Annotated in this window: 22 protein-coding genes; 5 read left to right on the top strand and 17 right to left on the bottom strand. The window is 51.4% G+C overall.

Going from position 1 to position 24,757, the window contains the following annotated elements:
• Positions 1 to 434 precede the first annotated feature (434 nt).
• Positions 435 to 1,826, top strand: a complete 1,392-nt coding sequence (locus tag ATY27_RS07345; protein ID WP_208932925.1) for an IS4 family transposase — start codon at positions 435 to 437, stop codon at positions 1,824 to 1,826.
• Here ATY27_RS07345 and trpS read toward each other — a convergent pair.
• Entirely contained in the window at positions 1,823 to 2,836 is a 1,014-nt protein-coding gene (gene trpS / locus ATY27_RS07340; protein WP_208931942.1) for a tryptophan--tRNA ligase, read from the bottom strand. The genes ATY27_RS07345 and trpS overlap by 4 nt on opposite strands.
• A gap of 135 nt (positions 2,837 to 2,971) precedes the next feature.
• Positions 2,972 to 3,649 carry a ribulose-phosphate 3-epimerase gene (gene rpe, locus ATY27_RS07335; RefSeq protein ID WP_208931943.1) on the bottom strand — a complete coding sequence of 226 codons (678 nt, stop codon included), beginning with the start codon at positions 3,647 to 3,649 and terminating at the stop codon, positions 2,972 to 2,974.
• 238 nt (positions 3,650 to 3,887) lie between these two features.
• On the opposite strand from rpe, the gene ATY27_RS07330 reads away from it, so the two are divergent.
• The 3 genes from ATY27_RS07330 to ATY27_RS07320 all read left to right on the top strand — a co-directional run bounded on the left by ATY27_RS07330 (position 3,888) and on the right by ATY27_RS07320 (position 5,282).
• Complete coding sequence (locus ATY27_RS07330) at positions 3,888 to 4,643, top strand: TorF family putative porin (RefSeq protein ID WP_208931944.1); 756 nt, start codon at positions 3,888 to 3,890, stop codon at positions 4,641 to 4,643.
• Positions 4,644 to 4,790: 147 nt separating this feature from the next.
• Positions 4,791 to 5,072, top strand: coding sequence for a hypothetical protein (locus ATY27_RS07325; RefSeq protein ID WP_208931945.1), 282 nt, complete (start codon positions 4,791 to 4,793; stop codon positions 5,070 to 5,072).
• Positions 5,073 to 5,087: 15 nt separating this feature from the next.
• Entirely contained in the window at positions 5,088 to 5,282 is a 195-nt protein-coding gene (locus tag ATY27_RS07320) for a DUF2970 domain-containing protein (protein WP_208931946.1), read from the top strand.
• Positions 5,283 to 5,295: 13 nt separating this feature from the next.
• On the opposite strand, the gene ATY27_RS07315 is transcribed toward ATY27_RS07320, so the two are convergent.
• The 9 genes from ATY27_RS07315 to ATY27_RS07275 form a co-directional block, all read right to left on the bottom strand.
• On the bottom strand, positions 5,296 to 6,132 hold the full coding sequence (locus tag ATY27_RS07315) for a Dam family site-specific DNA-(adenine-N6)-methyltransferase (protein ID WP_208931947.1): 837 nt from the start codon (positions 6,130 to 6,132) through the stop codon (positions 5,296 to 5,298).
• Positions 6,133 to 6,144: 12 nt separating this feature from the next.
• Positions 6,145 to 7,758 (bottom strand): AAA family ATPase, encoded by a 1,614-nt coding sequence (locus ATY27_RS07310; RefSeq protein ID WP_208931948.1) that lies wholly within the window; start codon positions 7,756 to 7,758, stop codon positions 6,145 to 6,147.
• Positions 7,751 to 8,839 carry a 3-dehydroquinate synthase gene (gene aroB, locus ATY27_RS07305; RefSeq protein ID WP_208931949.1) on the bottom strand — a complete coding sequence of 363 codons (1,089 nt, stop codon included), beginning with the start codon at positions 8,837 to 8,839 and terminating at the stop codon, positions 7,751 to 7,753. The genes ATY27_RS07310 and aroB overlap by 8 nt, the downstream gene beginning before the upstream one ends.
• Before the next feature lie 19 nt (positions 8,840 to 8,858).
• Positions 8,859 to 9,377, bottom strand: a complete 519-nt coding sequence (gene aroK / locus ATY27_RS07300; protein ID WP_208931950.1) for a shikimate kinase AroK — start codon at positions 9,375 to 9,377, stop codon at positions 8,859 to 8,861.
• Between the two features lie 153 nt (positions 9,378 to 9,530).
• On the bottom strand, positions 9,531 to 11,558 hold the full coding sequence (locus tag ATY27_RS07295; protein WP_244151355.1) for a type IV pilus secretin PilQ family protein: 2,028 nt from the start codon (positions 11,556 to 11,558) through the stop codon (positions 9,531 to 9,533).
• 32 nt (positions 11,559 to 11,590) lie between these two features.
• Positions 11,591 to 12,139 carry a pilus assembly protein PilP gene (locus tag ATY27_RS07290; RefSeq protein ID WP_208931952.1) on the bottom strand — a complete coding sequence of 183 codons (549 nt, stop codon included), beginning with the start codon at positions 12,137 to 12,139 and terminating at the stop codon, positions 11,591 to 11,593.
• On the bottom strand, positions 12,136 to 12,726 hold the full coding sequence (locus ATY27_RS07285) for a type 4a pilus biogenesis protein PilO (protein ID WP_208931953.1): 591 nt from the start codon (positions 12,724 to 12,726) through the stop codon (positions 12,136 to 12,138). Before ATY27_RS07285 ends, ATY27_RS07290 begins: the two co-directional genes overlap by 4 nt.
• Complete coding sequence (locus ATY27_RS07280; protein ID WP_208931954.1) at positions 12,723 to 13,361, bottom strand: PilN domain-containing protein; 639 nt, start codon at positions 13,359 to 13,361, stop codon at positions 12,723 to 12,725. Before ATY27_RS07280 ends, ATY27_RS07285 begins: the two co-directional genes overlap by 4 nt.
• The gene (locus ATY27_RS07275; protein WP_208931955.1) at positions 13,349 to 14,428 is read right to left on the bottom strand and encodes a pilus assembly protein PilM; all 1,080 of its coding nucleotides are present in this window, start codon (positions 14,426 to 14,428) and stop codon (positions 13,349 to 13,351) included. The genes ATY27_RS07280 and ATY27_RS07275 overlap by 13 nt, the downstream gene beginning before the upstream one ends.
• A 152-nt stretch (positions 14,429 to 14,580) precedes the next feature.
• On the opposite strand from ATY27_RS07275, the gene ATY27_RS07270 reads away from it, so the two are divergent.
• A complete protein-coding gene (locus tag ATY27_RS07270; protein WP_208931956.1) occupies positions 14,581 to 17,130 on the top strand; it encodes a penicillin-binding protein 1A in 2,550 nt (849 codons plus the stop codon).
• Positions 17,131 to 17,199: 69 nt separating this feature from the next.
• On the opposite strand, the gene argH is transcribed toward ATY27_RS07270, so the two are convergent.
• From argH to dauA, 6 genes are all read right to left on the bottom strand, one after another.
• A complete protein-coding gene (gene argH, locus ATY27_RS07265) occupies positions 17,200 to 18,585 on the bottom strand; it encodes an argininosuccinate lyase (RefSeq protein WP_208931957.1) in 1,386 nt (461 codons plus the stop codon).
• 67 nt (positions 18,586 to 18,652) lie between these two features.
• Positions 18,653 to 19,873 (bottom strand): argininosuccinate synthase, encoded by a 1,221-nt coding sequence (locus ATY27_RS07260; RefSeq protein ID WP_208931958.1) that lies wholly within the window; start codon positions 19,871 to 19,873, stop codon positions 18,653 to 18,655.
• Between the two features lie 10 nt (positions 19,874 to 19,883).
• On the bottom strand, positions 19,884 to 20,798 hold the full coding sequence (locus ATY27_RS07255) for an ornithine carbamoyltransferase (protein ID WP_208931959.1): 915 nt from the start codon (positions 20,796 to 20,798) through the stop codon (positions 19,884 to 19,886).
• Between the two features lie 113 nt (positions 20,799 to 20,911).
• Positions 20,912 to 21,682 carry an acetylglutamate kinase gene (argB, locus tag ATY27_RS07250; RefSeq protein WP_208931960.1) on the bottom strand — a complete coding sequence of 257 codons (771 nt, stop codon included), beginning with the start codon at positions 21,680 to 21,682 and terminating at the stop codon, positions 20,912 to 20,914.
• A complete protein-coding gene (gene argC / locus ATY27_RS07245; RefSeq protein WP_208931961.1) occupies positions 21,675 to 22,718 on the bottom strand; it encodes an N-acetyl-gamma-glutamyl-phosphate reductase in 1,044 nt (347 codons plus the stop codon). Before argC ends, argB begins: the two co-directional genes overlap by 8 nt.
• 269 nt (positions 22,719 to 22,987) lie before the next feature.
• Positions 22,988 to 24,757, bottom strand: a complete 1,770-nt coding sequence (dauA, locus tag ATY27_RS07240) for a C4-dicarboxylic acid transporter DauA (RefSeq protein ID WP_208931962.1) — start codon at positions 24,755 to 24,757, stop codon at positions 22,988 to 22,990.

The following is a 24,757-nucleotide window of genomic DNA, read 5'->3' as shown; positions in this document are numbered from 1 at the left end:
TTGTTCCGTCGCTGTGTGACAGCCAGCAGAGCCAAACTGTTGGCGTTCTTAAACCCCTGCCCACTAATGGTTCGGTTGGCATGATGAAGTGCGGGTGGCTTCGTGGGAGTCTGCACCCTCGCGGAGCTTCGGGTGTGCTCATCAGCTGTGTGACGGCCAGAGCTGCAAAACTGTTTGCGTCCTGCAATTCAATACCGCGGCTTCGTGGGAGTCTGCACCCTCGCAGAGCTTCGGGTGTGTTCAGCCGGAAGAACGCAACATTGGTTGCGTTCTTAAACCCCGGCTTCACTGTACTACTCTACGCGCAGCAAACCGCTAGGGTCTAAATACAAAAAACCCCGCTCACTGAGCGCAATGCAGATCAGTTAAGAGTACTTGACCGATCCTGGCAGTGTAGGAAAATCCGGAACCCGTCATAGGTTCCGGATTTTTTTATGCCGTTAATTCAGGATTTAACCGAAGTCATTGAGATGTCCGGGGAGCCCGTCGCCCGGATGGAAGTATTTGCCAACCATATTCCAGATGAATGGGTCCGTATCGCCGCGGCCTTATCCGACAAGGTCACTATCCGCCGCAGGCGATTGCCCGCTGATATGGTGTTGTGGCTGGTGGTCGGTATGGCTTTTTTCCGCAATGAACCTATCTCAGAAGTCGCCCGTCATCTGAATATCTGTGCCGATGGTCTTGCCAACGATGTGCTCCTGGCTGACAGTGCGCTGTCGCAAGCCCGTCAGCGGCTTGGCGAACAACCGGTTGAATGGTTATTCCGTCAATGTGCGCAAGTCTGGGGTCATGAGCGTTATCCATCTGATACATGGCATGGTCTGCAGGTATTTGCCGTCGATGGTGCCTTGTTCAGAACGCAGGATAATCCTGAGCTCAGAGGCCATTTTGGTTCGGGTAACACCGCTACCAACCGTCAGACGCCTTATCCGATGTTGCGTCTGGTGGCGCTGATGAATGTGCGCTCGCATGTGGTGGTCAACGCAGCCATCAGTCCTTATCGCAAAGGCGAAATCCCGTTGGCCCGCGATTTCATTCAATCCTTGCCGGCGCACTCCGTGACGTTACTGGATAAAGGTTTCTTCAGTGCGGACTTGCTGCTGGGCATTGCCGATGAAGAAACTAACCGGCACTGGCTTATCCCCGAGCGTAAAGGGCTGGTGTATACCGAAGTCGAACGCTATGGCGATGGCGACCGCTTGTTGCAGATGAAAATCTCCCCACAGGCGCGTAAAAAGAACCCGGCATTGCCGGAGTTCTGGCAAGTCAGGGCTGTGACCTATGAAATTGCAGATGGCGAGAAAACAGTCTTCACCTCATTACCTGCGACAGAGTTCACGGCACACCAGGTGGCGACGCTCTACCATGAGCGCTGGGAAATAGAATTAGGCTTTCGGGATATTAAAAGCTCGATGCAACACAATACCATCACGCTTCGCAGCAAAAAGGTGGCGTTGGTGTATCAGGAATTATGGGGACTCTTGCTGGGATACAATCTGGTCCGAAGAGAAGCCAGTCAGGCAGCAGTCGCGCACAAACGAGCCCCTGATGAAGTCAGCTTTAAGTTTGCCTGTCAGTTTATAGCCAACAAACTGGCGATGATGGCAGGCGCTATCTCACCATCGCACACGGCAAGAAGACTGTCAGAGCTGCGCGGTTGTATCGGCAATCTGTTTATAGAAAAACGCCCCAGGCCAGCAAGGCCCAGGGCGGTGAAGATATCCAAAACCCGTTATCCGGTAAACCGCAATGCGGCTCCACTTAAGNTDANAGAGNYATTGCCCGAAAGCGGGGCTTTTTGCTATGACGGTGTCACGTTTTAAGGCAACACAAAACCAACTGCTTCGTTCACCTTGGCTAAAGTTGCCGCCGCACGACGACGCGCTTCTGCGGCACCTGCCTGCATCACCTGCTGTAAGGTGTTGTGGTCATTACGCAACTCGTGGAAACGTTGTTGTACCGGCTCTAACAGCGCAATAACGGCATCCGCGACATCACCTTTCAGGTGGCCATACATTTTGCCTTCATATTCATTGACCAGCGCATCAACAGATTTGTTGGTAACGCCTGATAAGATACTCAGCAGGTTGGCAACACCTGGTTTGTTGTCGATATCGAAGTATACGCGTGGCGGATCTTCAGAATCCGTCATCGCTTTTTTGAACTTCTTGCTGATCATCTTCGGATCTTCGAGCAAACCGACAAAATTCCATGGATTTTCGTCCGATTTTGACATCTTCTTGGTCGGTTCCTGCAGACTCATCACCCGAGCTGCCACTGGTGGGATATAAGGCTCAGGCACAGTGAAAATATCGCCGTGCAAGGCGTTAAACCGCATTGCGACATCGCGGGCCAGCTCCAGGTGTTGTTTCTGGTCATGACCGACCGGTACCTGATTGGCCTGATACAGCAGAATGTCGGCAGCCATTAACACCGGATAGGTGAAAAGACCTGCGTTGACGTTGTTATTGTGGCGTTCTGATTTGTCTTTAAATTGTGTCATCCGGCTCAGTTCACCGAATTGCGTATAGCAGTTCAACACCCACGCCAGTTGGCTGTGCTCCGGCACATGTGATTGCATAAAGACAGCTGAACGGTTTGGGTCTATGCCACAGGCCAGATACAGGGCTAAAGAATCAAGAGAGGCACTACGCAGTGCGGCTGGCTCCTGGCGGACCGTAATCGCGTGTAAATCAACGATGCAGTACAGACAATCATAGTCATCCTGCATCCGGTCCCATTGGCGCAAAGCGCCGAGATAGTTGCCGATAGTCAACTGACCGGACGGCTGCGCGCCGGATAATACGATAGGTTTGGCCGAATTCTTCTGCATGAACGCTGGGATCCTGTCTGCATACTGCATCTTCTGCTTGGCAGTATTGTCAAAAAATTGCGCCGATTATAACCGGTTCCGCCAGCTTTGCCACGCCCGTCTCAGAGCTGGCTGACGGGAACTTTCTGGCCTGACTCAGACCGGACGGACTTTGGCTAACTCCGCGCGCATCGCCGTGATCACCTGCTGATAATCCGGCTGACTGAAAATAGCCGACCCGGCAACAAACATATCCGCACCGGCAGCGGCAATAGCTGCAATATTGTCAACTTTAACACCACCATCGACTTCCAGCCGGATCGGCCGGCCACTCTGGTCGATTATTTGGCGGGCCTGGCGCAATTTATCCAGCGTCGCTGGTATAAAACTTTGGCCACCGAAGCCAGGATTAACCGACATCAGTAAAATCACATCCACCTTATCCAACACATAATCCAGGTAACTGAGCGGTGTCGCCGGATTAAACACTAAACCAGCCTGACAACCTTCATCTTTAATCAGTTGCAAGGTGCGGTCGACGTGCCGTGAAGCTTCAGGATGGAAGGTAATGATCGAAGCACCGGCTTTGGCAAATTGCGGCACCAGACTATCCACCGGCTCCACCATCAGATGCACATCAATCGGCGCTGTCACGCCATAGTTGCGTATTGCCTGACACAGCATCGGGCCGAACGTCAGATTCGGCACATAATGGTTATCCATCACATCAAAATGTACGACATCCGCGCCTGCAGCCAGCACGCGGGCCACATCATCACCGAGGCGGGCTAAGTCCGCCGACAAAATAGAAGGGGCTATCCAAAACGGTAACATTCGTCTCTCCCAGCTTACAAAGTCGTCACTGTAGCCGATTTCATTGCGCCACGCAGCCGCTTTACCGATGATGAATCCAACGAAGCGCCCAAAAAACAGGCAATCCTGCACCACTTTCGCGCATTTCGCGCTGGCTGATTCGCTGGTAAAAGTCTATCTTATTGAAATAAAACATCTTTCACTGATGGCACAGAACTGGAATTACCTTTGGCGACCATTACAGATAAGGGCAAAGCAAATGAAAACAATGGCAACTAAAACAACAAGTTCGTTGATGCAGGGAAAAAAACTGGGCGCTATCGCATTATTGGTCGCCAGCTGTTTTGGCGGAGCTGCACAAGCCGCCACACTGACCGGAAACGTGGGTTATGTGTCTGATTACCTGTTCCGTGGTATTTCGCAGACAAATGAAGGCATGGCCTTGCAAGGCGGTATGACGCTGACCGCTGACTCAGGATTTTACCTGTCAACCTGGGGTTCAAACATTAAATTCGGCAATGGCTCGATGGAGCTGGACATTCTGGCCGGTTGGACCGGAAAAATTAACGAAGACTGGACCATTGACGTCGGTGCAATGCAGTATCGCTATCCAAACGGTGACAATGAAACCGACCAGTTTAACTTCAACGAATTCTATACCAAGTTTATTTACAAAGACTTAGTCCTCGGTTTCGCCTACTCAGATGACTATTTTGCATCTGGCGTCAACGAATACTACTACCTGTCAGCAGACTACACCTATGTATTGCACGAAAGTTTGAGCTTGCTGTTGCACCTCGGCCACAACCAGTTTGCTGACAATGCGGAATACAATACCTTTATTGCTGCCGGTCCGCTGCGTGGTGATGCCTATCTGGACTGGAGCGTTGGTTTAGGCACTTCGGTATTGGGCTCTGCAGTGCAGTTAAAATTTGCGTCAACGAATATCGAAGGCAGTGCGGGCTGCGATCTGTGTGATGGCCGCTTAGTACTGAGTTTGAGCAAGACTTTCTGAGAACAGAAAGATACGACATCATAAAAAATTAAAAAAACAGCCTTTGTCCACGACCCGAACCGGCAGCCGCAAGGCCGCCGGTTTTTTCTTGCCACAACCAAGGCGCTGGCGTAAAATCGAGCAGCTATTATTTGCATGGACGTTCTGATGAAAACTAAAACTCTGCTGAAATCTGCGTTATTGCTGCTGCCTTTGACAGTCGCTATCGCGATTTCTCACAGTCCGGAACAGCAAAACGCTATGGCCAGCTGCCAACCACAGCTTGTGGTGGCGGAGTCGGGAATTGAAACCCTGCAACTGCAATGTGACAGCACACAACAACAAAGCTGGTTAGGTTGGGCGCAAGGTCATAGCCGTTCTACTCAATTCCACTTTATTGATTTGTTGGAATTACTGAATCGCCTGCACACGCGCCAAGATAATGAATAACGGCCTCTTCTGCTGATGACAGGCACCAAGCCCGGACTCAGACAAATCCTCAAAGCGGTGTTCGGCGCCTTTATCGGTGTGCAATCTGAACAACAACGCCAACAAGACTTTCAGACTCAGGGCCCCTTGCCCTACATCATTGCTGGTGTGATCGTCACATTGTGTTTTGTATTGGGATTAATTCTTGTGGTGAGCCTGGTTCTGAGCTGAATGCCGCGTCGGGTTACTTCTGCCGATAAATAGCAAACAATTCAGCAACCTTGCCACGGCTACTGCCCTTCTGACTGATCGAACGCCCGACCTGGATTGAATCCAGTTCGGCACCGGCATATATCTTCCGGGTCAGAGGCGTATCATGATTACTAATCACCACAGTGTGACCGGCCGCTTGCGCCGCCTCTGCCAGATTGGCGAGCTCAGCCTGATCATCAAAAGTAAAACTGTTTTTAGCATAAGAAGTGAAGCTGGCTGTTTTCGACAGCGGCACATAAGGCGGATCACAATAAATCACTGTTGGCGGCTTCGGCAGCCGGGCAAATAATTCCGGGTAACTCAAACAGGTAAACTCGGCTTTTTGCGCTTTTTCGGCAAAACGCCACATCTCCGCTGCAGGGAAATACGGCTTTTTATACTTACCAAAAGGTACGTTAAACAAGCCGGACTGGTTATAGCGGCACAGCCCGTTAAAACAATGCCGGTTCAGATACAAAAACAACAACGATCGTTCAAGCAAATCTTCGCTCTGATTAAATTGCTGACGAAGTTCCAGGAAGCGTTCTTTGTAATTGTTCTGCTGCGTAAAAAACTGCTGCGCTGCTCCAATCAGCATATCTGGCTGACTTTGTAATAGCCGGTACAGCCCAATCAAATCAGCATTTATATCATTGAGCACATAGGCTGGATAGTCGGTATTGAGAAATACTGAACCGGCGCCAACAAAAGGCTCAACCAGCAAATCGCCGGCTGGCAAATGCTGACGGATCGCCTCCGCCAGATTGTATTTACCGCCTGCCCATTTCAGGAAAGCGCGTTGTTTGGCTATTTTTACGGCTTTAGTCAACGCAGCGGCCCATTAGTTAGTACTGATTTCACTATGGATATCACTGAGTGGCTTGGCGAATCCCTGCTGCAAAGGTACCGGCAGCTGTGCCGCCTGTTGTTTAGCGGCCGTTGTGCTTGCGAACGGCGCCATCACCACCACCAGCTGGCGTTTACCGTCTTTTTTCCGCTCGTAGGTATAGGTTTGCAAGTTGCTGTAGGACTGACGGAAACTCTGCAGCGCGGTATCGTTCGAGAACACCACCAACTGCAGCGCATACTGCGTGCCCGACAATGACAACAGATCAGATTCACTATAGCGGTAAGCACCACCAGTCACAGTGTTCGCGCTGGCTGGCGCCTGATTCAACTCTGCAGATGCTTCGGCTGCTAAGTCTTCCGCTGGTTCAGGCGCTGCTTCAGTTGTCGTGACCGGCGCTTGTGGTGTCGCAATATTGCTTGATTCTGCTGCCATTTCAGACTCTACAGTGGCTTCTTCCGGCAGTGTCGCTGGACGCGTTGTGCCGGTTGCAGTGCTGACATCGGCGCTGATCTCAGCCGCTAAATCCTGCTGCGAACTATCTGTCACCGCAGGGGCCGGCGTTGTCGCAACTGGTTCTGCGCTTGTTGTGTCTGTCGCACTGGCGGTTTGCTGTGTCACCGGAGTGACGGCCACATCTTCTGCCGGAGCGGCGGGCTCTGCTGAGCCGTCAGTATTAAGCGTGCTGCTTTGTTCAGTAAAATCTACTGGCTTCTCAAGACCTTTCGTCTGTGCGGTTCCCCGTTCAGCTTTTTCCAGTTGGTTGACCAATTGTTCAACTACGGCTTTCTCGGCGGCCGGCGGCGGTGGTGCTTCTTTAACCTGAGTCACACTGCCAGCCACTTCCTGTTCTTCCGGCAGATAGGTCAGCGTACCAATACCATCCCCCTGTTGCAGTTGGCGTTCTGTCCAAAACCAGAATACAACGATCCCAACAATCACAGCCATCCCGACGGTAAAAACCCACAATGGTGCTGCAACGGATGCCGTTTGCACTGCAGCCTTCTGCTGTTTCGGGGACTTAGCCGCCAGTTGCGGGTTTAATAAGACGTGTAAATTGCCTTGCGCCTGTGCCAGGCGCTCAGCAATCGTCAGTGTACTGAAAGCGCCGTCCTGCAGCAGCACACTGGCGTCTTCCATCGTAATTGGCGCCAATGGCAAATTGAGTTCGGCATGGGCATCGGCTTGTTCTGCCGTCGCAATCACCAGGCAAGGAATTTCAGCAAGCTCGCTCCACAACTGTTCCGGCAAATACTCAGACTGGTCAAGGATCAGTGCCAACGGCTGTCGGCTCTCGCGCTCGCCAATCAGACTGAGCAGGGTTTTGTCGGTAACCGCGCCGTGACCAAACCATTGCTCCAGTAAGTGCTGGCGAATTTTGCCAGCGCTCAGTTCAGGTTCAACGGTCAGTAATGCCAGATTAAATTCGTCGGATAATAGTTCGGCAACCGCTAAGGCCAGCGTGGATTTACCGGAGCCCGGACCACCGACCAAATAAATCAGCTGATAAGGATTAAATTCGAGCTGAAAAACCAACCGTTCGAGCCATTGGCGCTGTGACGGCAACAAGCCCTGCTGTGTCGCCAGTTTTTGATGTAAATCAGCCATATGTGGCGCCAAATACCTGAATAAGTTCTTGTTCTGTCACGTCATCGACGATAATGGCACGTCCGCATTGTTGCAACAAGATAAAGCGCATTTGGCCGGCTTTAACCTTTTTATCAGTCTTCATATACGGCATAAAATGCTGAATGGTCATGCCAGACGGCGGCATTACCGGCAACTGTACCGCTAACAACAAACTACGGATCGCATCGACATCTGCAACTTCAATCCAGCCACGTGCTGCCGACAGTTGCGCTGCCATCAGCATACCAACGGCGACAGCTTCACCGTGCAACCAGCTGCCATAACCCAACCAGGCTTCAATAGCATGGCCAAAGGTGTGACCGAGATTAAGCAGTGCACGCTCGCCTTGTTCAGTTTCATCCCGGCTGACAATATCCGCTTTCATCTGACAACAATGGCGGATCATCTGGCTCAGCACGGGTTCTTGCTTCGCCTGGATTTGCGTCTGATGGGCGATCAACCATTGCAAAAACGCGGCATCGCCAAGCAGACCATATTTAATGACCTCAGCCATACCGGCAGCGAACTCGCGCGGTGGCAGGCTTTGCAGCATATTGGTGTCTATCAGCACGGCCTGAGGCTGTTTAAAAGCACCAATCATATTCTTGCCAAGCGGATGGTTCACGGCTGTCTTGCCACCCACCGACGAATCGACCTGCGATAACAAGGTGGTCGGGATTTGCACAAAGTCGACACCACGTTGATAACAGGCGGCGACAAAACCGGTCAAATCGCCAATAACCCCGCCACCCAAAGCTACCAATAAGCCATCACGTGGAAACTTTTGTTCCAGCAAAAACGAATTGACCTGTTCAAACGACTGCAGGGTTTTATAAGCCTCACCATCCGGCAGCAGGCACTCACTGACATCAGCGGCGCCAAACAACGAACGCACCTTATCCAGGTACAACGCTGCAACTACAGGATTGGAAATAATGGCGACTTTTTTGTATCCCCAGAGCGGGGTGAATTCGGCTTGCTCAGCGGCGCTTTGACAAAGCGCCGGAGCAATCAGGATGGGATAACTGCGCAGACCAAGTTGAACCGCAACTTTTTCCATCTACAGCTCCCTTCTGAAATTAAAAACCCAGTTGTTCGACGATTTGGTTGGCAACAGCGCGGGCGCTTTGCTCGTCGGTACGAATGGTAAAATCGGCGATTTCTTCATACAGTGGATTGCGTTCTGCCGCCAGACGCTCCAGCACATGTTGTGGTGCTTCTTCGGTCTGTAACAGCGGACGACGCTTATCACGTTGTGTGCGGGCGACCTGTTTCTCAATTGGAGTTTCCAGATAGACCACAATGCCGCGGGCTGACAGACGGTTGCGGGTCTCTCGACTCAGTACCGATCCACCACCAGTTGCCAGCACAATGCCCTGCATACCTGTTAAGTCTTCAATGACGTTTTCTTCGCGCACCCTGAAACCTTCCTCACCTTCCAGATCAAAGACCCAGGCAATGTCTGCGCCGGTACGGCGTTCAATTTCCTGATCCGAATCATAGAATTCGAGGTGCAGCATTTCTGCTAAGTGACGGCCAATGGTACTTTTTCCTGCGCCCATTGGGCCAACGAGGAAGATATTGCGTTTCTCTGCCATATGTCGTAATGCTAATTCAGCTAACTCAAGAGGGTTGATGTCAGGACCAAAAAGCTCCCGTGAAAATTTTAAGCGCTGAATTATGGCAGTATTGGCGCGGGCTTCGCAAGCAAAAGTTCAAAAGGGACAGCCATTCGGCTGTCCCTTCTGCAATTAGCGGGTCTCGTTGATGATTTTTGGTGTGACAAAAATCAGTAATTCTTTTTTCTCGGTTTTATCCAGCGAACGGCGAAACAAAGCGCCAGCGTATGGAATATCGCCAAGTACCGGGATTTTCGATACGGTATTGATCGTTTGTTGCTGATAAATCCCACCCAAGACAATAGTTTCACCGTTGTCGACCAGCACTTGTGTCGTGATACGCTGAGTATCAATCGCGACGGCATTACCGGTTGGCGTTTGTACCACTTTGCCTTCAGTATCCTGGGTTACAGTCAGGTCGAGGATAATTTTGTTATCCGGCGTCACCTGCGGTGTGACTTCGAGGCTTAGCACGGCCTTTTTAAATTCGACGGTGGTCGCGCCACTGGATGCCGCTTGCACGTAAGGGATTTCAACACCCTGTTCGATGCGGGCTTTTTTCTGATTAGCGGTAGAGATCCGTGGTGAAGCCACAATTTCTGCTTTGTTTTCCACTTCAAGCGCCGACAATTCCAGATCTATTAAAGTGCCATCGCCCAGCTTGGAAATATGGAATCCGATACTACCAGCGCCATCGGTCGATACCGGCAAATTGACGTTGTAGCGCCCCGCCTGTGCCGGGATCTGGCCATTTGCCAGCGACTGCGCGGCAGCTGCAGTGCCCGACATCCCTTTGGTCAGCTGCTGATCACTGAAGCCCCAGCGAATGCCTAACTCTTCCGCCACACTGTCTTTGACTGTGACCATTCGCGATTCAATCAACACCTGCTTGACCGGCACATCCAGCCGCTCAACCAGCCGGCGTACGTTTTCAATCGCTTTGGCAGTGTCTTTCAGCAAAATAGTATTGGTGCGCTCGTCAACCGACACATTGCCACGCGCTGATAATAAAGAACTGTCTTTACCGTCCAGCAGCTTAGCCAGATCTGCGGCTTTGGCGTAGTTGACGGTGATAAACTCAGAATATAACGCTTCTAGATCTTCGACTTTTTGCCGCGCCTGCAGCTCTTTGGCTTCACGTTCGGCCAGTTCATCAGTCGGTGCGACCATCAGAATATTACCGTCCATCCGTTTATCCAGGCCGCGAACTTTTAATACGATGTCCAGCGCCTGGTCCCATGGCGTACCATCAAGCCGAAGCGTGACATTGCCACTGACCGAATCACTGGTCACCAGGTTAAAGCCGTTATAGTCGGCGATAATCTGTAGCACAGTACGCACTGGAATATCCTGAAAATTCAGAGATATGGCTTTACCTTTGTAGTCTTTACCGCCCTGCATAAAACCACCGGCCATTGGGTCTTTTTCGATGCTCAGGCTGAAAATATTATCCACTTGCTGATAGGTAAAAGTGAATGCGGCGGTCGGTTCAATTTCCAGACGGGTGATCACACCATCTTTAAAAGTTTCAATGCCTTTGACGATAGTACCGAAATCCAATACATCTAACTGGTACAACAAGTCATCAGCGATATCAGTGTTATGGAACTCTACGACAATTTTACCCAGATTCTCCCGCACATCGATGGCTGCCGAGCTGTCTTTCAGGAAAACCAGTACCTTACCCTCACCTTTTTCACCGCGGCGAAAATCGATGGCCTGTACTTTGTTGATATAAGCATTGGCATCCGGCTTCGCACTACTGCTGGCAGCGTCACTGACCTGCAGATAAAAGGTATTGCCTTCCAGCCGGGTTTTATACAGTTTCAGGTGGTCCAGAAAAACGGCAGTTTTTATGCCTTTTTGCCAGAATTCTGTCCGGGCATTTTTGACACCGGCTTTGTTGATCGTGACATCAGTCAGTTTTTCTTCAAACTCAGCTTCCGGGAAGGTCAACTCGATACGCGACGGTTCATTTAAAATCTGTACTTCAGGTGCCGCGCTGAGCGTTTCGTCAAAGACAAACTCAATCTCAGTTTCGCCAGTACTGAGCGGACTATATCTGACGTCATATAACAGCGGAGCTGCCATCGCAGAGCTGACGCTCAGCAACAAGCAACCTAACGCGATGTGGCACCAGGCTGATCGTTGTTTTTGCATGTTTTTTAGTTGATCCATATGATGCTCACACCTTATTTGCGCGTTGCGGCATTGGGGTCGGCCATTTGCATGGTGGTCGTCCGCTCTTTCCAACATCCGGCGCCGTCCGGGATTAATTCAATTAATTCAATCTGGTTTGCATCTACCTGAATGATCCGGCCATGAAACAACCCAATGTAATTATTTTTACTGACTCTGTGCAAGGTTTTGTCGGCTGCTTCAATCAATGCCCAGACATTGCCACTGTCCCCGAGCGTGCCACGCATTGCCAGATTATCCAACGCAAATTTTTCCAGCGGTTCTTTGCGTCTTGATGGATCAGGGCTCAGACAGTCCTGTGATTGTGAAAATTGTTCCTGCACCGCTTCCGGCCGCGGCGCACTGAACGGGCTACGGGCGTTCACTGATTGGTAACTGATATGCACAAAAGGCTTGGCTTTTGGCAGTGGTGGGATGCCCGCCGGGGTATTGGCTTTAACTGATTCCATAAATTGCTGGATATCAGTCAGCGAATCATTACACCCCTGCAGTAACAACATCATGGCACTCAGTGCCAACAACCGGCCAGCAGGACGACTCATGGCGCCTCCTTATACCGGTAAGTTTTGGCAACCACATTAAACACCAGCCGCTCTTCTTTGTCGGTTGTCACCGAAAAATCATGCAACGATACAATGCGCGGTAATTTAGCCACTTCACTGACAAAATTGCCGAACTGGTGATAATCGCCGACGACATCAATCTGGATCGGCAATTCAGTGTAAAAGTCTTTTTCAATTTCCGGCATCCAGTTAATCCGGACAAAGGTTAACCCGGTGGATGTGCCGGCATAAGTAATATCATCCAACAAGCCCGGTGTTTCGTGGGTTGCAGGCAATTGTTTCAACAAATACGAGAAGGTTTCTTCCATCTCAATCATCTGTTGTTTGTACAGTTCAAGATTGACTGCTGCCGCATACTTCGCCCGATAAGTCTGGCGCAGTTCCTGCTCACGCGTCTCAGCTTTTTGCAGCGTGGTAATTTTGTCATCGACCAGCATGAAATAACTCAGTGTCGCGACCAGGATACTGAACACGGCCACTAACATGGATTTTGCAACTGGCGGCCAGGAGCCCACATTCGCCAGATCCAGATTATTCAGTTCTTCCAGATTAATATTCAGGCTCATTTGGTGCCTCCTGCTTTTTTAACAGGTTTGGCGTTTTTGGCTGGTTTTTTTGCTTTGTCAGCTTTTTGCTTGGCTGTATCGATGTGCACCGTTTCATAACTTTTAACCATCAGGTGCATTTTAAAATCACTGAGCAGCTGGGTTTCATCTTTTGCCGCCTCAATAAATTCAAGTAACGGATTGGACAGTAACTCAGAAGTTTCAACAGAGCGGATCATATTGGACAGCCGGTTATTCGATTCACTTTTACCAACCAGCAATAACGACGGGCCTTTTTTCTCCAGGTTAGTCAGATAAACCCCGGCCGGCGTCACTTTGGCAATTTCATCCATAATCTGCGTACCCAGATTTCGGCTGCTCTGCAGCTGCGCAATCAACTCCATCCGTTTCTGCAGATTCTTTTTCTTTTCGTCGAGTTGTTTGATTTCGGCAATCCGCTGGTCAAGGATCGCAATCTCACCCTGCAGGTAATTGTTACGACCATCCTGCCCCTCGATCATCGAGCCGTACACGGCACTGACAGCAAACACCAGTAAAAAACTGCCAACACAAGCGGCAGTCATCGTGGTCATAAAACGGGCTTGTTGTTGTTTCTTTTGGGCTTCGCGCCAGGGCAGCAGGTTCAGATATGCCATGTTGAGAAACTCCGCATCGCGAGGCCACAAGCAACCATTAATTGCGGTGCCAGCTGCGTCAGCTGTTGCCGGTCAACCGCAGGACCAACTTCCATATGCTGAAACGGGTTTGCCACAATCGTATGGATGCCAAGTTCTTCGGTCAGTAATTTATCAATACCTTCAATCAGCGCGGTACCACCAGAGATGATCAGATAATCAATGCTCTCACGGCCTGAAGTTGTTAAATACATCTGAATACCACGGCGGACCTGCTGCAGGATCATGGTCTGAAATGGCGCCAGTACTTCAAAAGTGTAAGTCGGCGGTAAGTCATTACTGACTTTGGCCTGCTCTGCTTCTTCGTAAGTTTTGCCATAATAAGAAATAATGCTGCGGGTATATTGCTCGCCACCAAACATCTGGTCGCGGGTGTAGTGAGTTTTGCCGCCCTCGAGAATACTCATCAGCGTCATCGTTGCGCCGATATCAACAACGGCAATCAATTTCTCATGCACATCCGGTGGCAGTTGATGAAAGCACAATTCAGCTGCACGGCTTAAACAATAAGATTCGACATCAACTACTTTGGTCGCAAAGTTACCCGCGTCAAGTGCAGACACCCGGCTTTGCACACTTTCAGTGCGCGCTGCGCTGAGCAGTACATTTACTTTCGACGGGTCATTGGCGTTCAGATCCTGTTTCTCAAAATCCATACTGACTTCACTGAGCGGGTACGGGATCAGGCTGTCAGCTTCAACTTCAATTTGACTGGCCAATTCATCATCCGACAGGCTGGCATCCATAAAAATCACTTTGGTGATCACCGTGGAACCGGATACCGCCGCTGCAGCAAACTTGATGTTTTTCGGAATTTTTTTGCGGATTTTAGCAATGACTGTACCGACAGCTTCGATGTCCTGGATCTCACGGTCCGTCATAGACCCTTTAATCATAGGTTCTATTGCCAGGGCTTCTACTTTATAATGCTCGCCGTGTTGGCTCAGCAGAATAGCCTTGACGGTATGAGCGCCAATGTCGACGCCCAGGATGAGTGGATTTTTCGCACGAAACAACCGATTTATCATAGCTTCCTGCAGCCGTCTCAAACTTATGATTATTATGTTTTCGCTGTGGCGTACGTTGTTTTTGCACGAGAAACAACGTGCTTCAACAACTACTAATGAATTTATACTAGCAGCCTATTTTGGTAAAGGGCAGCAAAAATTGGGGCTATTCAGTGTCTTGGCTTAAAAAACTTGTCATTATCCTGTTGAGTTGTCTGACCTTAGGCGTACTTAGCGTTGCCATCACTTATCTGGTGCTGAAAAACGACCTGCCGAGCGTCGAAACGCTGAAAGATGTACGCCTGCAAACACCGATGCGGGTTTTCAGTCAGGACGGCGAATTAATTTCCCAATTTGGTGAAAAACGCCGGATCCCGCTTAAACTAAACGAAATGCCACCGATGCTGATAAAAGCAGTGTTGGCCACCGAAGACTCACGCTTCTATGAGCATCCGGGTATTGATTTGATTGGCGTGATGCGTGCGGCCTCGGTTGTGGCCACCACCGGCGACTATAGCCAGGGTGCTTCAACGATTACGCAGCAACTGGCACGGTTGTTCTTTTTAAGTCGCGAAAAGAAAATCATCCGCAAGGTCAAAGAAGCTTTTCTGGCGATCCATATCGAAGAGCTGCTGAGCAAAGACGAAATCCTAGAACTCTATCTGAACCGGATTGAACTGGGTCAGCGCGCTTTTGGCGTCGGTGCTGCAGCCCAAGTGTATTTCGGCAAGAATATTCAGGATCTGACCCTGTCAGAAATTGCCATTATTGCCGGTTTACCGCAAGCGCCGTCCGTATTGAACCCGGTGCGCTCACCAAGTCGCGCCCGCGCCCGCCGCAATATTGTGCTCGGCCGGATGCTGGCAGAGAAATATATCACCCAGCAGGAATATGACGAGGCGATTCAGTCGCCGATTATTTCGAAACTGCACGGCGCCCAGGTTACCGCATCTGCGCCTTATCTGGCAGAAATGGTGCGACAGGAAGTAGTGGCCCGTTATGGCGAAGAAGAAGCCTATTCAAAAGGTTTTCAGGTGTTTACTACAGTAGACGCGCGCCAGCAGACTCGTGCCGTCAACGCGTTGCAGACCAATTTGCATGCGTACGATGAGCGGCATGGTTTCCGTGGCCCACTCAAAACAGTCTGGCCGGCCGAAAAAGTGACCGCGGCTGACGGCAGCATCACGTTTAAAGAAGAAAAGCGCTTGTCTGACGAAGCTATTCTGGCTTATCTCGATGAACAGGATGCGATTGAAAAACTGCAACCGGCAGTCGTTACCCAAGTCATGGCACAAAGTGCTGAGGTGATGCTTTCTGGTGGCCGCAAAATCGAACTGCCCTGGGACGGCCTGAAATGGGCGCGGGCATATATCAGCAATGAACGTCAAGGCAATGCGCCCAGCGCTGCCGGCCAGGTATTGTCGCCAGGGATGCTCATCTATGTGCGTGAACAGGAAGGCCAATGGCGCCTGAGCCAATTGCCGCAAGCCAGCAGTGCTTTAGTCGCAATGAATCCAAAAGACGGCGCGATCCGCGCCTTGGTTGGTGGTTACAGCTTCAGCCAGACTCAATTCAACCGGGTGACACAGGCAAATCGTCAGGTCGGTTCCAATATCAAGCCATTTATCTATTCCGCCGCGCTGGAGCATGGCTACACGCTGGCCTCGGTGATCAATGACGCGCCGATCCATGAATGGGACGAAGGCTCAGGACAAGCCTGGCGGCCAAAAAACTCACCGGAAGAATACGACGGCCCGATCCGTTTGCGTGAGGCCTTAGCAAAATCGAAAAACGTGGTGTCAGTGCGCCTGATTGGTGGTGTTGGTATTGACCATACCATCAACCATCTCGCTAAATTCGGCTTCCACGCCAACGATCTGCCCCGCAATCAGACTTTGGCGCTGGGTTCTGCGTCACTGACCCCGCTGGAGCTGGTCACTGGTTATGCGGTATTCGCCAATGGCGGCTATCTGGTGAAACCTTATGTCATAACCAAAATTCTTGACGACCAGAATAATCTGATTTACGAACACCAGGCCATCAGTGTTTGTGATCAATGCGAGCAACTGGCCGCCAACACAGCCGAAGCTGACACCAGTGAGACGCAACCTGCGGCAACTGACGCAGCAGAGACAGTCGCAGCCGCGACAGCGGATCCGGCAGTGACAGAACCGCCAAAGCCAACGGAACAGTATGCGCCACGGGTGATCTCGGCACAAAATGCCTTTCTGATCGCTGAAGCGATGAAAAGTGCTATTTGGGGCGGTCCGGGCTGGAATGGCACGGCGCATAAATTAAAGGCGTTAAAACGCCGCGACATCTCGGGGAAAACCGGTACCACTAACGATGTTAAAGACGCCTGGTTCAGCGGTTTTACACCGGATCTGGTGATCACCAGCTGGGTTGGTTTTGATGATTCCGAGAGTGTGTTAGGACGTTCTGTAACCCTTGGCGGCGAATCTGGCGCGACTTCAGCGCTCCCCAGCTGGCTGAGTTTTGCCGAGCTGGCATTGGAAAATGTGCCGGAACAATTCCCGCCAACCCCGACGGGGATTGTCTCGGTGCGCATCGATCGCAAAACCGGTTTGCTGACGCAGGCCAGCGACGACAGCAGCGAGTTTGAGTATTTCATGCAAGGCACTGAACCGACGCAATATGCTGATCCAGTCAATCCATTACAGCCAGACCAGCAAAAACCGGCGGAGATTGATATTTTCCGTTAATCCGAACCAACTGAAACAACAAAGCCGCACAAGTGCGGCTTTGTTATATGCATCACAGAAAATACTCGCTTACGCCGTTAGGGTCTCAAACCAGGCTTCCGCAGCAGCAAGCGCCTGCCCCACCTGCACCGGGCATGTCCCACCAAGCGCCGAGCGTTTAGCCATGCCAGCTTCAATAGTCAGTGCCGGATAAACATCTTCACCAATCAGTGCGCTGACTTCCTGCAGTTCAGCCAGGCTCAGCTGCTCCAACGCCACTTGTTTGGCGGCGGCTTTTAACACCAACTCCCCGGACAGTTCATGTGCATCCCGAAAAGCAATGCCTTTACTAACCAGATAATCGGCCAGATCTGTGGCATTGCTGTAACCAAGTTCAGCCGCTTTACGACAACGGTCCACATTGACAGATAAATGCGGCAGACAAGTCGCCAGTACCAGCAGGCATTGCTGCCAGGTATTCATTAAATCGAAAAAGCCTTGTTTGTCTTCCTGCATGTCTTTGTTGTATGCCAAAGGCAGGCCTTTAAGGATATGCAGAATTGCCACCAGATGCCCAAGCACCCGACCAGTTTTGCCGCGCAGTAACTCAAACACATCCGGGTTTTTCTTCTGTGGCATTAAAGAGGAGCCACTTGAAATCGCATCGCCGAGTTTAAAGAACCCAGCTTCGCCCGAGCAGAAGAAAATCACATCTTCGGATAAACGCGATAAATGCGTCAGACAGATGCTGGCACAGGCAGATAACTCAACAACATAATCACGGTCTGATACCGCGTCGAGGCTGTTGCGTGCAGCCTGGCTAAAGCCTAAGCGCTGCGCCAAAGCTTGCCGGTCCATCGCCACACCAGTGCCGGCCAGAGCGCCTGAACCAAGCGGGCAGCTGTCGAGGCGCTTTAACGCATCGTCAATCCGGCTTAAGTCACGGCGGAACATTTCGACATAAGCCAGCGCCCAGTGACTGACCAGTACCGGCTGTGCGCGTTGTAAATGGGTAAAACCCGGCATCACAGCGCCGTGATGCAAGCGGGCGAAATTGAGTAATGCGCCGATAGCACCAGTCAGGGCCTGCTGCACCAGCTGCGCATTCAACCGGCTCCATAAGCGTAAATCGGTGGCAACTAAATCGTTACGGGAACGGCCGGTGTGCAATTTTTTTGCGATCACACCGATTTTGTCGCCGAGTTTCAGCTCGACCCAGCTGTGAATATCTTCTTCCACAGTCTGCAGCGGCAGCTGTGGATTGGCGCTGACTTCATCCGCCAGTTCAGCCAGTGCCAGGTCCAGTGCTTTGGCTTCGTCCGCAGTGATAATGCCGCCTTCCAGCAGACCACCGGCCCAGGCACGTGAACAGGCGATATCCTGTTGCGCCAGCAGATAGTCAAAACTCAATGAATCATTAAATGCCCGGAATTCTTCCAGACTCGCTTCCTGGAAGCGGCCGCCCCACATCGCCATACTGACCTCAACAAATCTTATGAACAAAAGCCGGGCAAGCCCGGCGTTTTTTTAACACGTTCCGGCGTTATTCTTTCACGCTGTGCAAAGCACGGATGCGGCTCGCCAGACTGTACAGGCGGATAAAGCCGGCTGCATCTTTCTGGTTATACACTTCGTCACCGTCAAAAGTCGCGAAAGCTTCTGAATACAGGCTGTTTGGTGAACGGCGTTTGGCGACAGTCACCTGGCCTTTATACAGTTTCACTACGATGTCACCGGTCAGTTGCTCTGCCAGTGAATTAGACGCGGCAAACAGTGCATCTTTTAATGGCGTGAACCAACGACCGTCATACACCAGTTGCGCCACTTCCAAACCGACTTCTTCACGGTACTTCAGTGAAGTGCGGTCGTACACCAGCGATTCCAGTGCGCGCAGTGCCGCCACAATGATGGTGCCACCTGGTGTTTCATAACAACCACGTGATTTCATGCCGACCAGACGGTTTTCGACGATATCAATCCGGCCAACACCATGGATTGAACCGGCTTTGTTCAGTTGTTCAATGGCTTCCACACCTGACACCGCTTTGCCATCAATCGCTGTCAGCTCGCCTTTTTCAAAGCTCAGCTGAATATATTCGGCTTTATCCGGTGCTTGTTCCGGAGAATTGGTCCACATCCAGACCTGCTCAGACGGCTCGTTCCATGGGTTTTCCAGCTCGCCACCTTCGTGAGAAATGTGGAACAGGTTGGCATCGCGGCTGTAAATTTTGGTCGCGGTCGCGGTAGTTGGCACTTTTTTCTCTGCCAGATAGTTCAGCAGGGACTGACGGGAATTAAATTCCCACTCCCGCCATGGTGCAATCACTTTTAACTGTGGCGCTAAGGCAGCAAAAGCACCTTCAAACCGCACCTGGTCATTGCCTTTTCCGGTACAACCGTGACAGAGCGCGTCAGCGCCCAGTTTCAATGCCAGTTCGACCTGGGCACGGGCAATTATTGGACGCGCCATCGAAGTACCCAGCAGGTACTGGCCTTCATACACGGCACCGGCTTTAATCGTCGGGTAAATCACTTCTTTAACAAACTGCTCTTTTAAATCCACGACGTAGCAGCTGCTGGCACCGGAATTAATCGCTTTTTGCTCAACGCCTTCTAAGTCTTCAGCGCCCTGGCCGACGTCGGCGACAAAAGCAATGACTTCACAGTCATAGTTATCTTTTAACCATGGCACTATGGCCGAGGTATCCAGACCACCGGAATACGCTAAAACGACTTTCTTCACACCTTTTTTTAATTCGCTCATGAGACAAACCTCAACTAAATAAACTGACTAAAACGGCATTCTGGACATGCATGCGGTTTTCCGCCTGCCGCAGGACCAGAGAATAATCACTGTCCAGCACTTCGCTGGTCACTTCCTGACCACGATGTGCAGGCAGGCAGTGCATAAAATGTTTGGCGCCGAGGCGCTGCATCACGGCAGTATTGATCTGAAATGGCGCAAAGGCCCTTTCGATCTGTGCCGGATCGGTTTTATTGCCCATCGACAACCAGGTGTCGGTATAAATTGCATCGGCGCCGGCAGCGGCCGATACGTGCTGACTCAGCGTCAGTTTAGCGCCACTTTGCGCAGCCAGGGCCTGCGCTTTTAACAACACATGCGCGTCCGGACCAAAACCCGGTGGTGTCACCACCGTCAGCGTCATGCCTAAAATGGCGGCACCTAGCATCAGCGAATGACAGACATTATTGCCATCACCAACAAAAGCCAGATGTACCTGCGATAAATCGCCCAGCACTTCCTGCAAGGATAATAAATCGGCTAATGCCTGACACGGGTGGTACAGGTCACTTAAGGCATTTACGACCGGCTTTTTACTGCTGGACGCCAGTTTTAACAGTGTTTGCTGTGAATACACCCGCGCGACAATCGCATCACACCAACACGCCAGATTGGAACCGAAATCTTCCACCGATTCACGCACACCCATAGCGCCGTTTTGCTGGTCCAGATAGACGCTGTGACCACCGAGCTTGTAAATGCCGACGTCAAAACTGACCCGGGTCCGCAATGATGGTTTTTCAAACAGTAAGGCAATGCTCTTGCCTTTTAGTGCCTGATTGTAATCTTCCGGAGTTTGTTTGATTTGACTGGCCAGCGCCAGTAAACCGGACAACTGACTTTTACTTAAATCCGCTAAACACAGTAACTGCGATAATTGACTCATTGTTTCACACTGCACGGCCGCAACGGGCCACCTTTTTTTGAGGAAATCTGTCCGGCAACGGACACCTCTCCTGTTTAGGGTGTCCGCGCGTTAGAGAACAGATTTCAGTGGGGTTACCAACTGATACAAGTGCCAACTTCCTGCTGTTGCATCAGCTTCAATAAATCTTCCGGCTGTTGCCAGCCAGCGACGATGATTGGTCGTCGCAATGCTGCGGCCGTTTCCAGCGCCGCGTCGAGTTTCACTTTCATGCCGCCTTTAATCACACCGCTGTCAACCAGCGCCTGCGCTTGCGTGCTGTTCAGTGACTTAATCAGCTGACCATTGCCATCCAGAATGCCCGGCACGTCGGTGAGTAACACCAGCGTCCCCTGCACCAGCTGACAAATGGCTGCAGCGGCAATATCGGCGTTCACATTCAGTAACTGACCGTCATCACTGAGACCAATAGAGCTGAACACCGGCACAAAACCATTATGTATCAAAGTGTTGACTAAAGTGCCGTCGTTCGCTCTGGCAATACCAACAGCGCCTAGTTTGGTATTGACGTCAAATTTCAAGCTCTGACCGGCGGCGAGTGTCAGCCCTACCGCGTTTAATCCGGCCAGCTGCGCCCGCGCCACCATCAGGCCGTTAACCGCACCGGCCAATGCGCCGGTGATCACCGGCATTTGCTCCGGCGGTGACACCCGCTGACCATCAATTTTTTGCGTGTCGAAACCAAAAGTCGCCAGCCAGCTGTCGACCTGAGCACCACCGCCATGCACCAGCACCAACGGATATTCCGCGGCCAGGCCTTTAATCACGGTCAATAAACTATCAAGTGCCGGCATATCTTCAAGCAGCCGGCCGCCCATCTTCAGCACTAATGGTGAATTATTCATGACAGACTCCGCCGCCAAGTAAACCAGCCGTTTCCGGCTTGCCAAATTTGACGTTGGCCGCCTGCATCGCCTGCGCTGCGGCGCCCTTGAGTAAGTTGTCGAGCGCTGAAACCACAACAACCTGCTCGCCGTCGATTTGCCAGAAAATATCGCAATAAGGCGTACCCGCCACATCCGCCACATTCGGCGACTGGCTCAATAACCGTACCAGCGGTTTACCGAGGTATGCCTGATCAAACGCGGCTTTCACCTGCTCGGCAGTCACACCGGTTTTTAACGTCACGACGCTGGTCGCCAGAATGCCGCGTTTAAAATTGCCAAGGTGGGGCGTGAACACCACTTTGCGGCCTAAATTCTGTTCAATTTCCGGTCTGTGTCTGTGTTTAAAAAAACCATAAGCGTTGAGGCCGACTTCACAAAATGACGTACTCAATGCTGCTTTGCGGCCAGCACCGGAAACACCGCTGGTCGCGCTGATCACCGGGATATTGTCGTCTGCCAACAAGCCGGCTTTGACTAAAGGTAACAGCGCTAATGACGCTGCCGTGACATAACAGCCCGGCACAGAAATCAATTGCGGTAATGGCTGGTCCAGCCATTCCATCAGTGAATACACAGCTTCATTGATAAGCTCTGGATGCTGGTGAACATAACCATAATATTTTGGGTATAAATCAGGGTCTTTCAGCCGGAATGCGCCGGACAAATCCACCACCACAATGCCGGCCGCCATCAGTTTTGGCGCCACTTCTTCACTGGCCTCATGCGGCAGCGCTAAAAAGGCAACATCAACTTTGCCGCGGATATTCTCGATCTCGGCATCGGTCCATGGCTGTACCAACAAATCCAACTGGCCTTTATGCCGCGGATACAGGGAAGAAAAAGACTCTGCCTGCCGCCCGGCAGAGGCATAGGCGTGGCAGAGTGCAAAGTGAGGGTTACGCGCCAATAACACACAAAGTTCGGCGCCGCTGTAACCGGCGGCCCCTAACACTGCGCTGCGAATCACTGAACTGGTGGCAGATTGTGATGACATCTTGTGGTCAGTCTCCAAATGCTAAATAAAAAATGGCCACACCAAAAACTGCGGCCAGTGTATAGAGGCTTTCATGCACTTTCAAGAATTATTATGCTGTTTTTGTGAATTTTTATATTATTCAAATTCACTTTATGCGCTTGCATAAAGATTCACCGGCCGCCAACACAGTGTTGGCAAGGCCCGGAACATCATTGGTCTATTGTCGCAGACCGTGCTTTGCATGAATATGAAAATTTAGCAGAGTGGCTGATAACTGCTAAATGTTGCTAAAGACCTGGATTATCCAGCGCGCTGTCGGACAGCGACCAGCTTTGATCGCGTTTCGGTAATAGTCGCAACGCATCAGGCAAGGTTGGATAAAATGACAATAAACCGTCAACAGGCCGCACCTTGGCTTTCGCCAGCGTTTTCAGTACCTGGAATTGCAGATCTACCAGCATCACGTGGCAGTCTGTTTTAGCCGTTGCGGCCAGAAACTTATCAAAGGCTGCCAGGCCACCGGCATCCAGCAAAGTCACGCCATCCATCAGCAGTACCACTTGCTGTTGCTCTTTACTCAACAACGCCAGTTCAGCAAAGACCCGGTCTGCGGCGGCAAAAAACAATGGTCCGCTGATGCGGAACACTTTATGGCCGGGTGCCAGTTTTTCGCTGACCAGCTTCGGGTTCTCTGTCACGTCCGACACCTTGGTCATTTCGGCGACTTCGCGCACAAATAACAGTGCCGCAATGATGATGCCGCAACTGATCGCGATCACCATGTCAAAGAGCACAGTAAATGAGAAACAGACCGCGAACACCAATACGTCGCTGCGCGGAGACGTATTGATCAAATGCAATGCTTTAGGCGCTTCACTCATATTCCAGGCGACCACCAATAACAACGCGGCCATGCCTGCCAATGGCAGATAACTGAGTAGCGGCGCCAATGCAAAAAGCGCCAGCAGGACCACGCCCGCATGCACCATGCCAGATACAGGTGAGACCGCACCTGCCCGGACATTAGCCGCTGAACGGGCCAATGCTGCGGTTGCTGTGATGCCACCAAAAAATGGCGCAACGATATTACCAATGCCCTGCCCCAGTAATTCGCTGTTTGCACTATGACGCCGGCCAGTCATGCCATCCAGCACCATGGCACAGAGCAGCGATTCGATCGCCCCCAGCATCGCCATGGCAAAAGCAGCCGTCAGCAGGTCTTTGATTAGTTGTGAGCTCCACACCAACGGCTGACCATCGGCGCCCGGCAATAACCAGGGCCATTGCAGGCTCGGCAACATATCCGGGATGCCGGCGGCGAGCGAACCATCGGCCGCGGTGTAATGAAATCTGCTGCCAATCGTTTCGACCGGATAGCCGAAATGATTTAACACCAGTGCCAATAAAGTGGCGATGATCACCGCAGGTAAATGCGGCGGAATACGGCTGCCGAGCTTAGGCCATAGCAACATCAGCCACAGCGTAACGGCAGCGACCAGCATCGCCGGCCAATGTGCCGTGTCTGCCGCTTTCAGCAGCACCTGCAGCTTTTCCAGATAATGTTCCGGCATCGTTTCAACACTGAGGCCAAATAAATCGCGCAGCTGTAACGTCGCAATGACCACAGCAATGCCGGCGGTAAAGCCTAATGTCACCGCTTCAGGGATGTATTGGATAAAACGGCCAAGCCGCAGCACCGCCATTGCCACCAAAATGCCGCCAGACAGCATAGTGGCGAGCAATAAGCCGCCAAGACCGTACTTTTGCACGACCGGATATAAAATGACGATAAAAGCCGCAGTCGGGCCAGAGATGCTGTAACGCGAACCGCCACAGAGTGGGATCAGAAAACCGGCAATAATCGCCGTGTACAAACCATATTGCGGCGGCACGCCACAGGCAATGGCCAAGGCCATCGCCAACGGGATAGCAATAATGCCGACGCTGATACCAGCCAGAATGTCTTTGCCAAGCTCGGAAAAACCATAACCTTCTGCCGCCGCTTCACGCAGCGCATGAAAAAACCGCAAAGAAAACAAATGAGCACGGTGCGACAT

It is taken from the genome of Rheinheimera sp. F8, from assembly GCF_001518915.1.
The sequence above is the reverse complement of the archived record's forward strand: the minus strand, read 5'-3'. Positions and strand labels throughout refer to the sequence as shown.

Bases quoted from the DNA above. Each gene is read 5' to 3' on its own strand.
- ATY27_RS07325 (WP_208931945.1), top strand. From the start codon at position 4,791: ATGAAAACTAAAACTCTGCTGAAATCTGCGTTATTGCTGCTGCCTTTG.
- argC (WP_208931961.1), bottom strand. From the start codon at position 22,718: ATGTCATCACAATCTGCCACCAGTTCAGTGATTCGCAGCGCAGTGTTA.
- dauA (WP_208931962.1), bottom strand. From the start codon at position 24,757: ATGTCGCACCGTGCTCATTTGTTTTCTTTGCGGTTTTTTCATGCGCTG.
- ATY27_RS07310 (WP_208931948.1), bottom strand. From the start codon at position 7,758: ATGGCTGATTTACATCAAAAACTGGCGACACAGCAGGGCTTGTTGCCG.
- ATY27_RS07260 (WP_208931958.1), bottom strand. From the start codon at position 19,873: ATGAGCGAATTAAAAAAAGGTGTGAAGAAAGTCGTTTTAGCGTATTCC.
- rpe (WP_208931943.1), bottom strand. From the start codon at position 3,649: ATGTTACCGTTTTGGATAGCCCCTTCTATTTTGTCGGCGGACTTAGCC.
- ATY27_RS07285 (WP_208931953.1), bottom strand. From the start codon at position 12,726: ATGAGCCTGAATATTAATCTGGAAGAACTGAATAATCTGGATCTGGCG.
- aroK (WP_208931950.1), bottom strand. From the start codon at position 9,377: ATGGCAGAGAAACGCAATATCTTCCTCGTTGGCCCAATGGGCGCAGGA.
- aroB (WP_208931949.1), bottom strand. From the start codon at position 8,839: ATGGAAAAAGTTGCGGTTCAACTTGGTCTGCGCAGTTATCCCATCCTG.
- ATY27_RS07320 (WP_208931946.1), top strand. From the start codon at position 5,088: ATGACAGGCACCAAGCCCGGACTCAGACAAATCCTCAAAGCGGTGTTC.
- ATY27_RS07280 (WP_208931954.1), bottom strand. From the start codon at position 13,361: ATGGCATATCTGAACCTGCTGCCCTGGCGCGAAGCCCAAAAGAAACAA.
- ATY27_RS07290 (WP_208931952.1), bottom strand. From the start codon at position 12,139: ATGAGTCGTCCTGCTGGCCGGTTGTTGGCACTGAGTGCCATGATGTTG.
- argB (WP_208931960.1), bottom strand. From the start codon at position 21,682: ATGAATAATTCACCATTAGTGCTGAAGATGGGCGGCCGGCTGCTTGAA.
- argH (WP_208931957.1), bottom strand. From the start codon at position 18,585: ATGGCGATGTGGGGCGGCCGCTTCCAGGAAGCGAGTCTGGAAGAATTC.
- ATY27_RS07275 (WP_208931955.1), bottom strand. From the start codon at position 14,428: ATGATAAATCGGTTGTTTCGTGCGAAAAATCCACTCATCCTGGGCGTC.
- ATY27_RS07330 (WP_208931944.1), top strand. From the start codon at position 3,888: ATGAAAACAATGGCAACTAAAACAACAAGTTCGTTGATGCAGGGAAAA.
- ATY27_RS07295 (WP_244151355.1), bottom strand. From the start codon at position 11,558: ATGCAAAAACAACGATCAGCCTGGTGCCACATCGCGTTAGGTTGCTTG.
- ATY27_RS07255 (WP_208931959.1), bottom strand. From the start codon at position 20,798: ATGAGTCAATTATCGCAGTTACTGTGTTTAGCGGATTTAAGTAAAAGT.
- trpS (WP_208931942.1), bottom strand. From the start codon at position 2,836: ATGCAGAAGAATTCGGCCAAACCTATCGTATTATCCGGCGCGCAGCCG.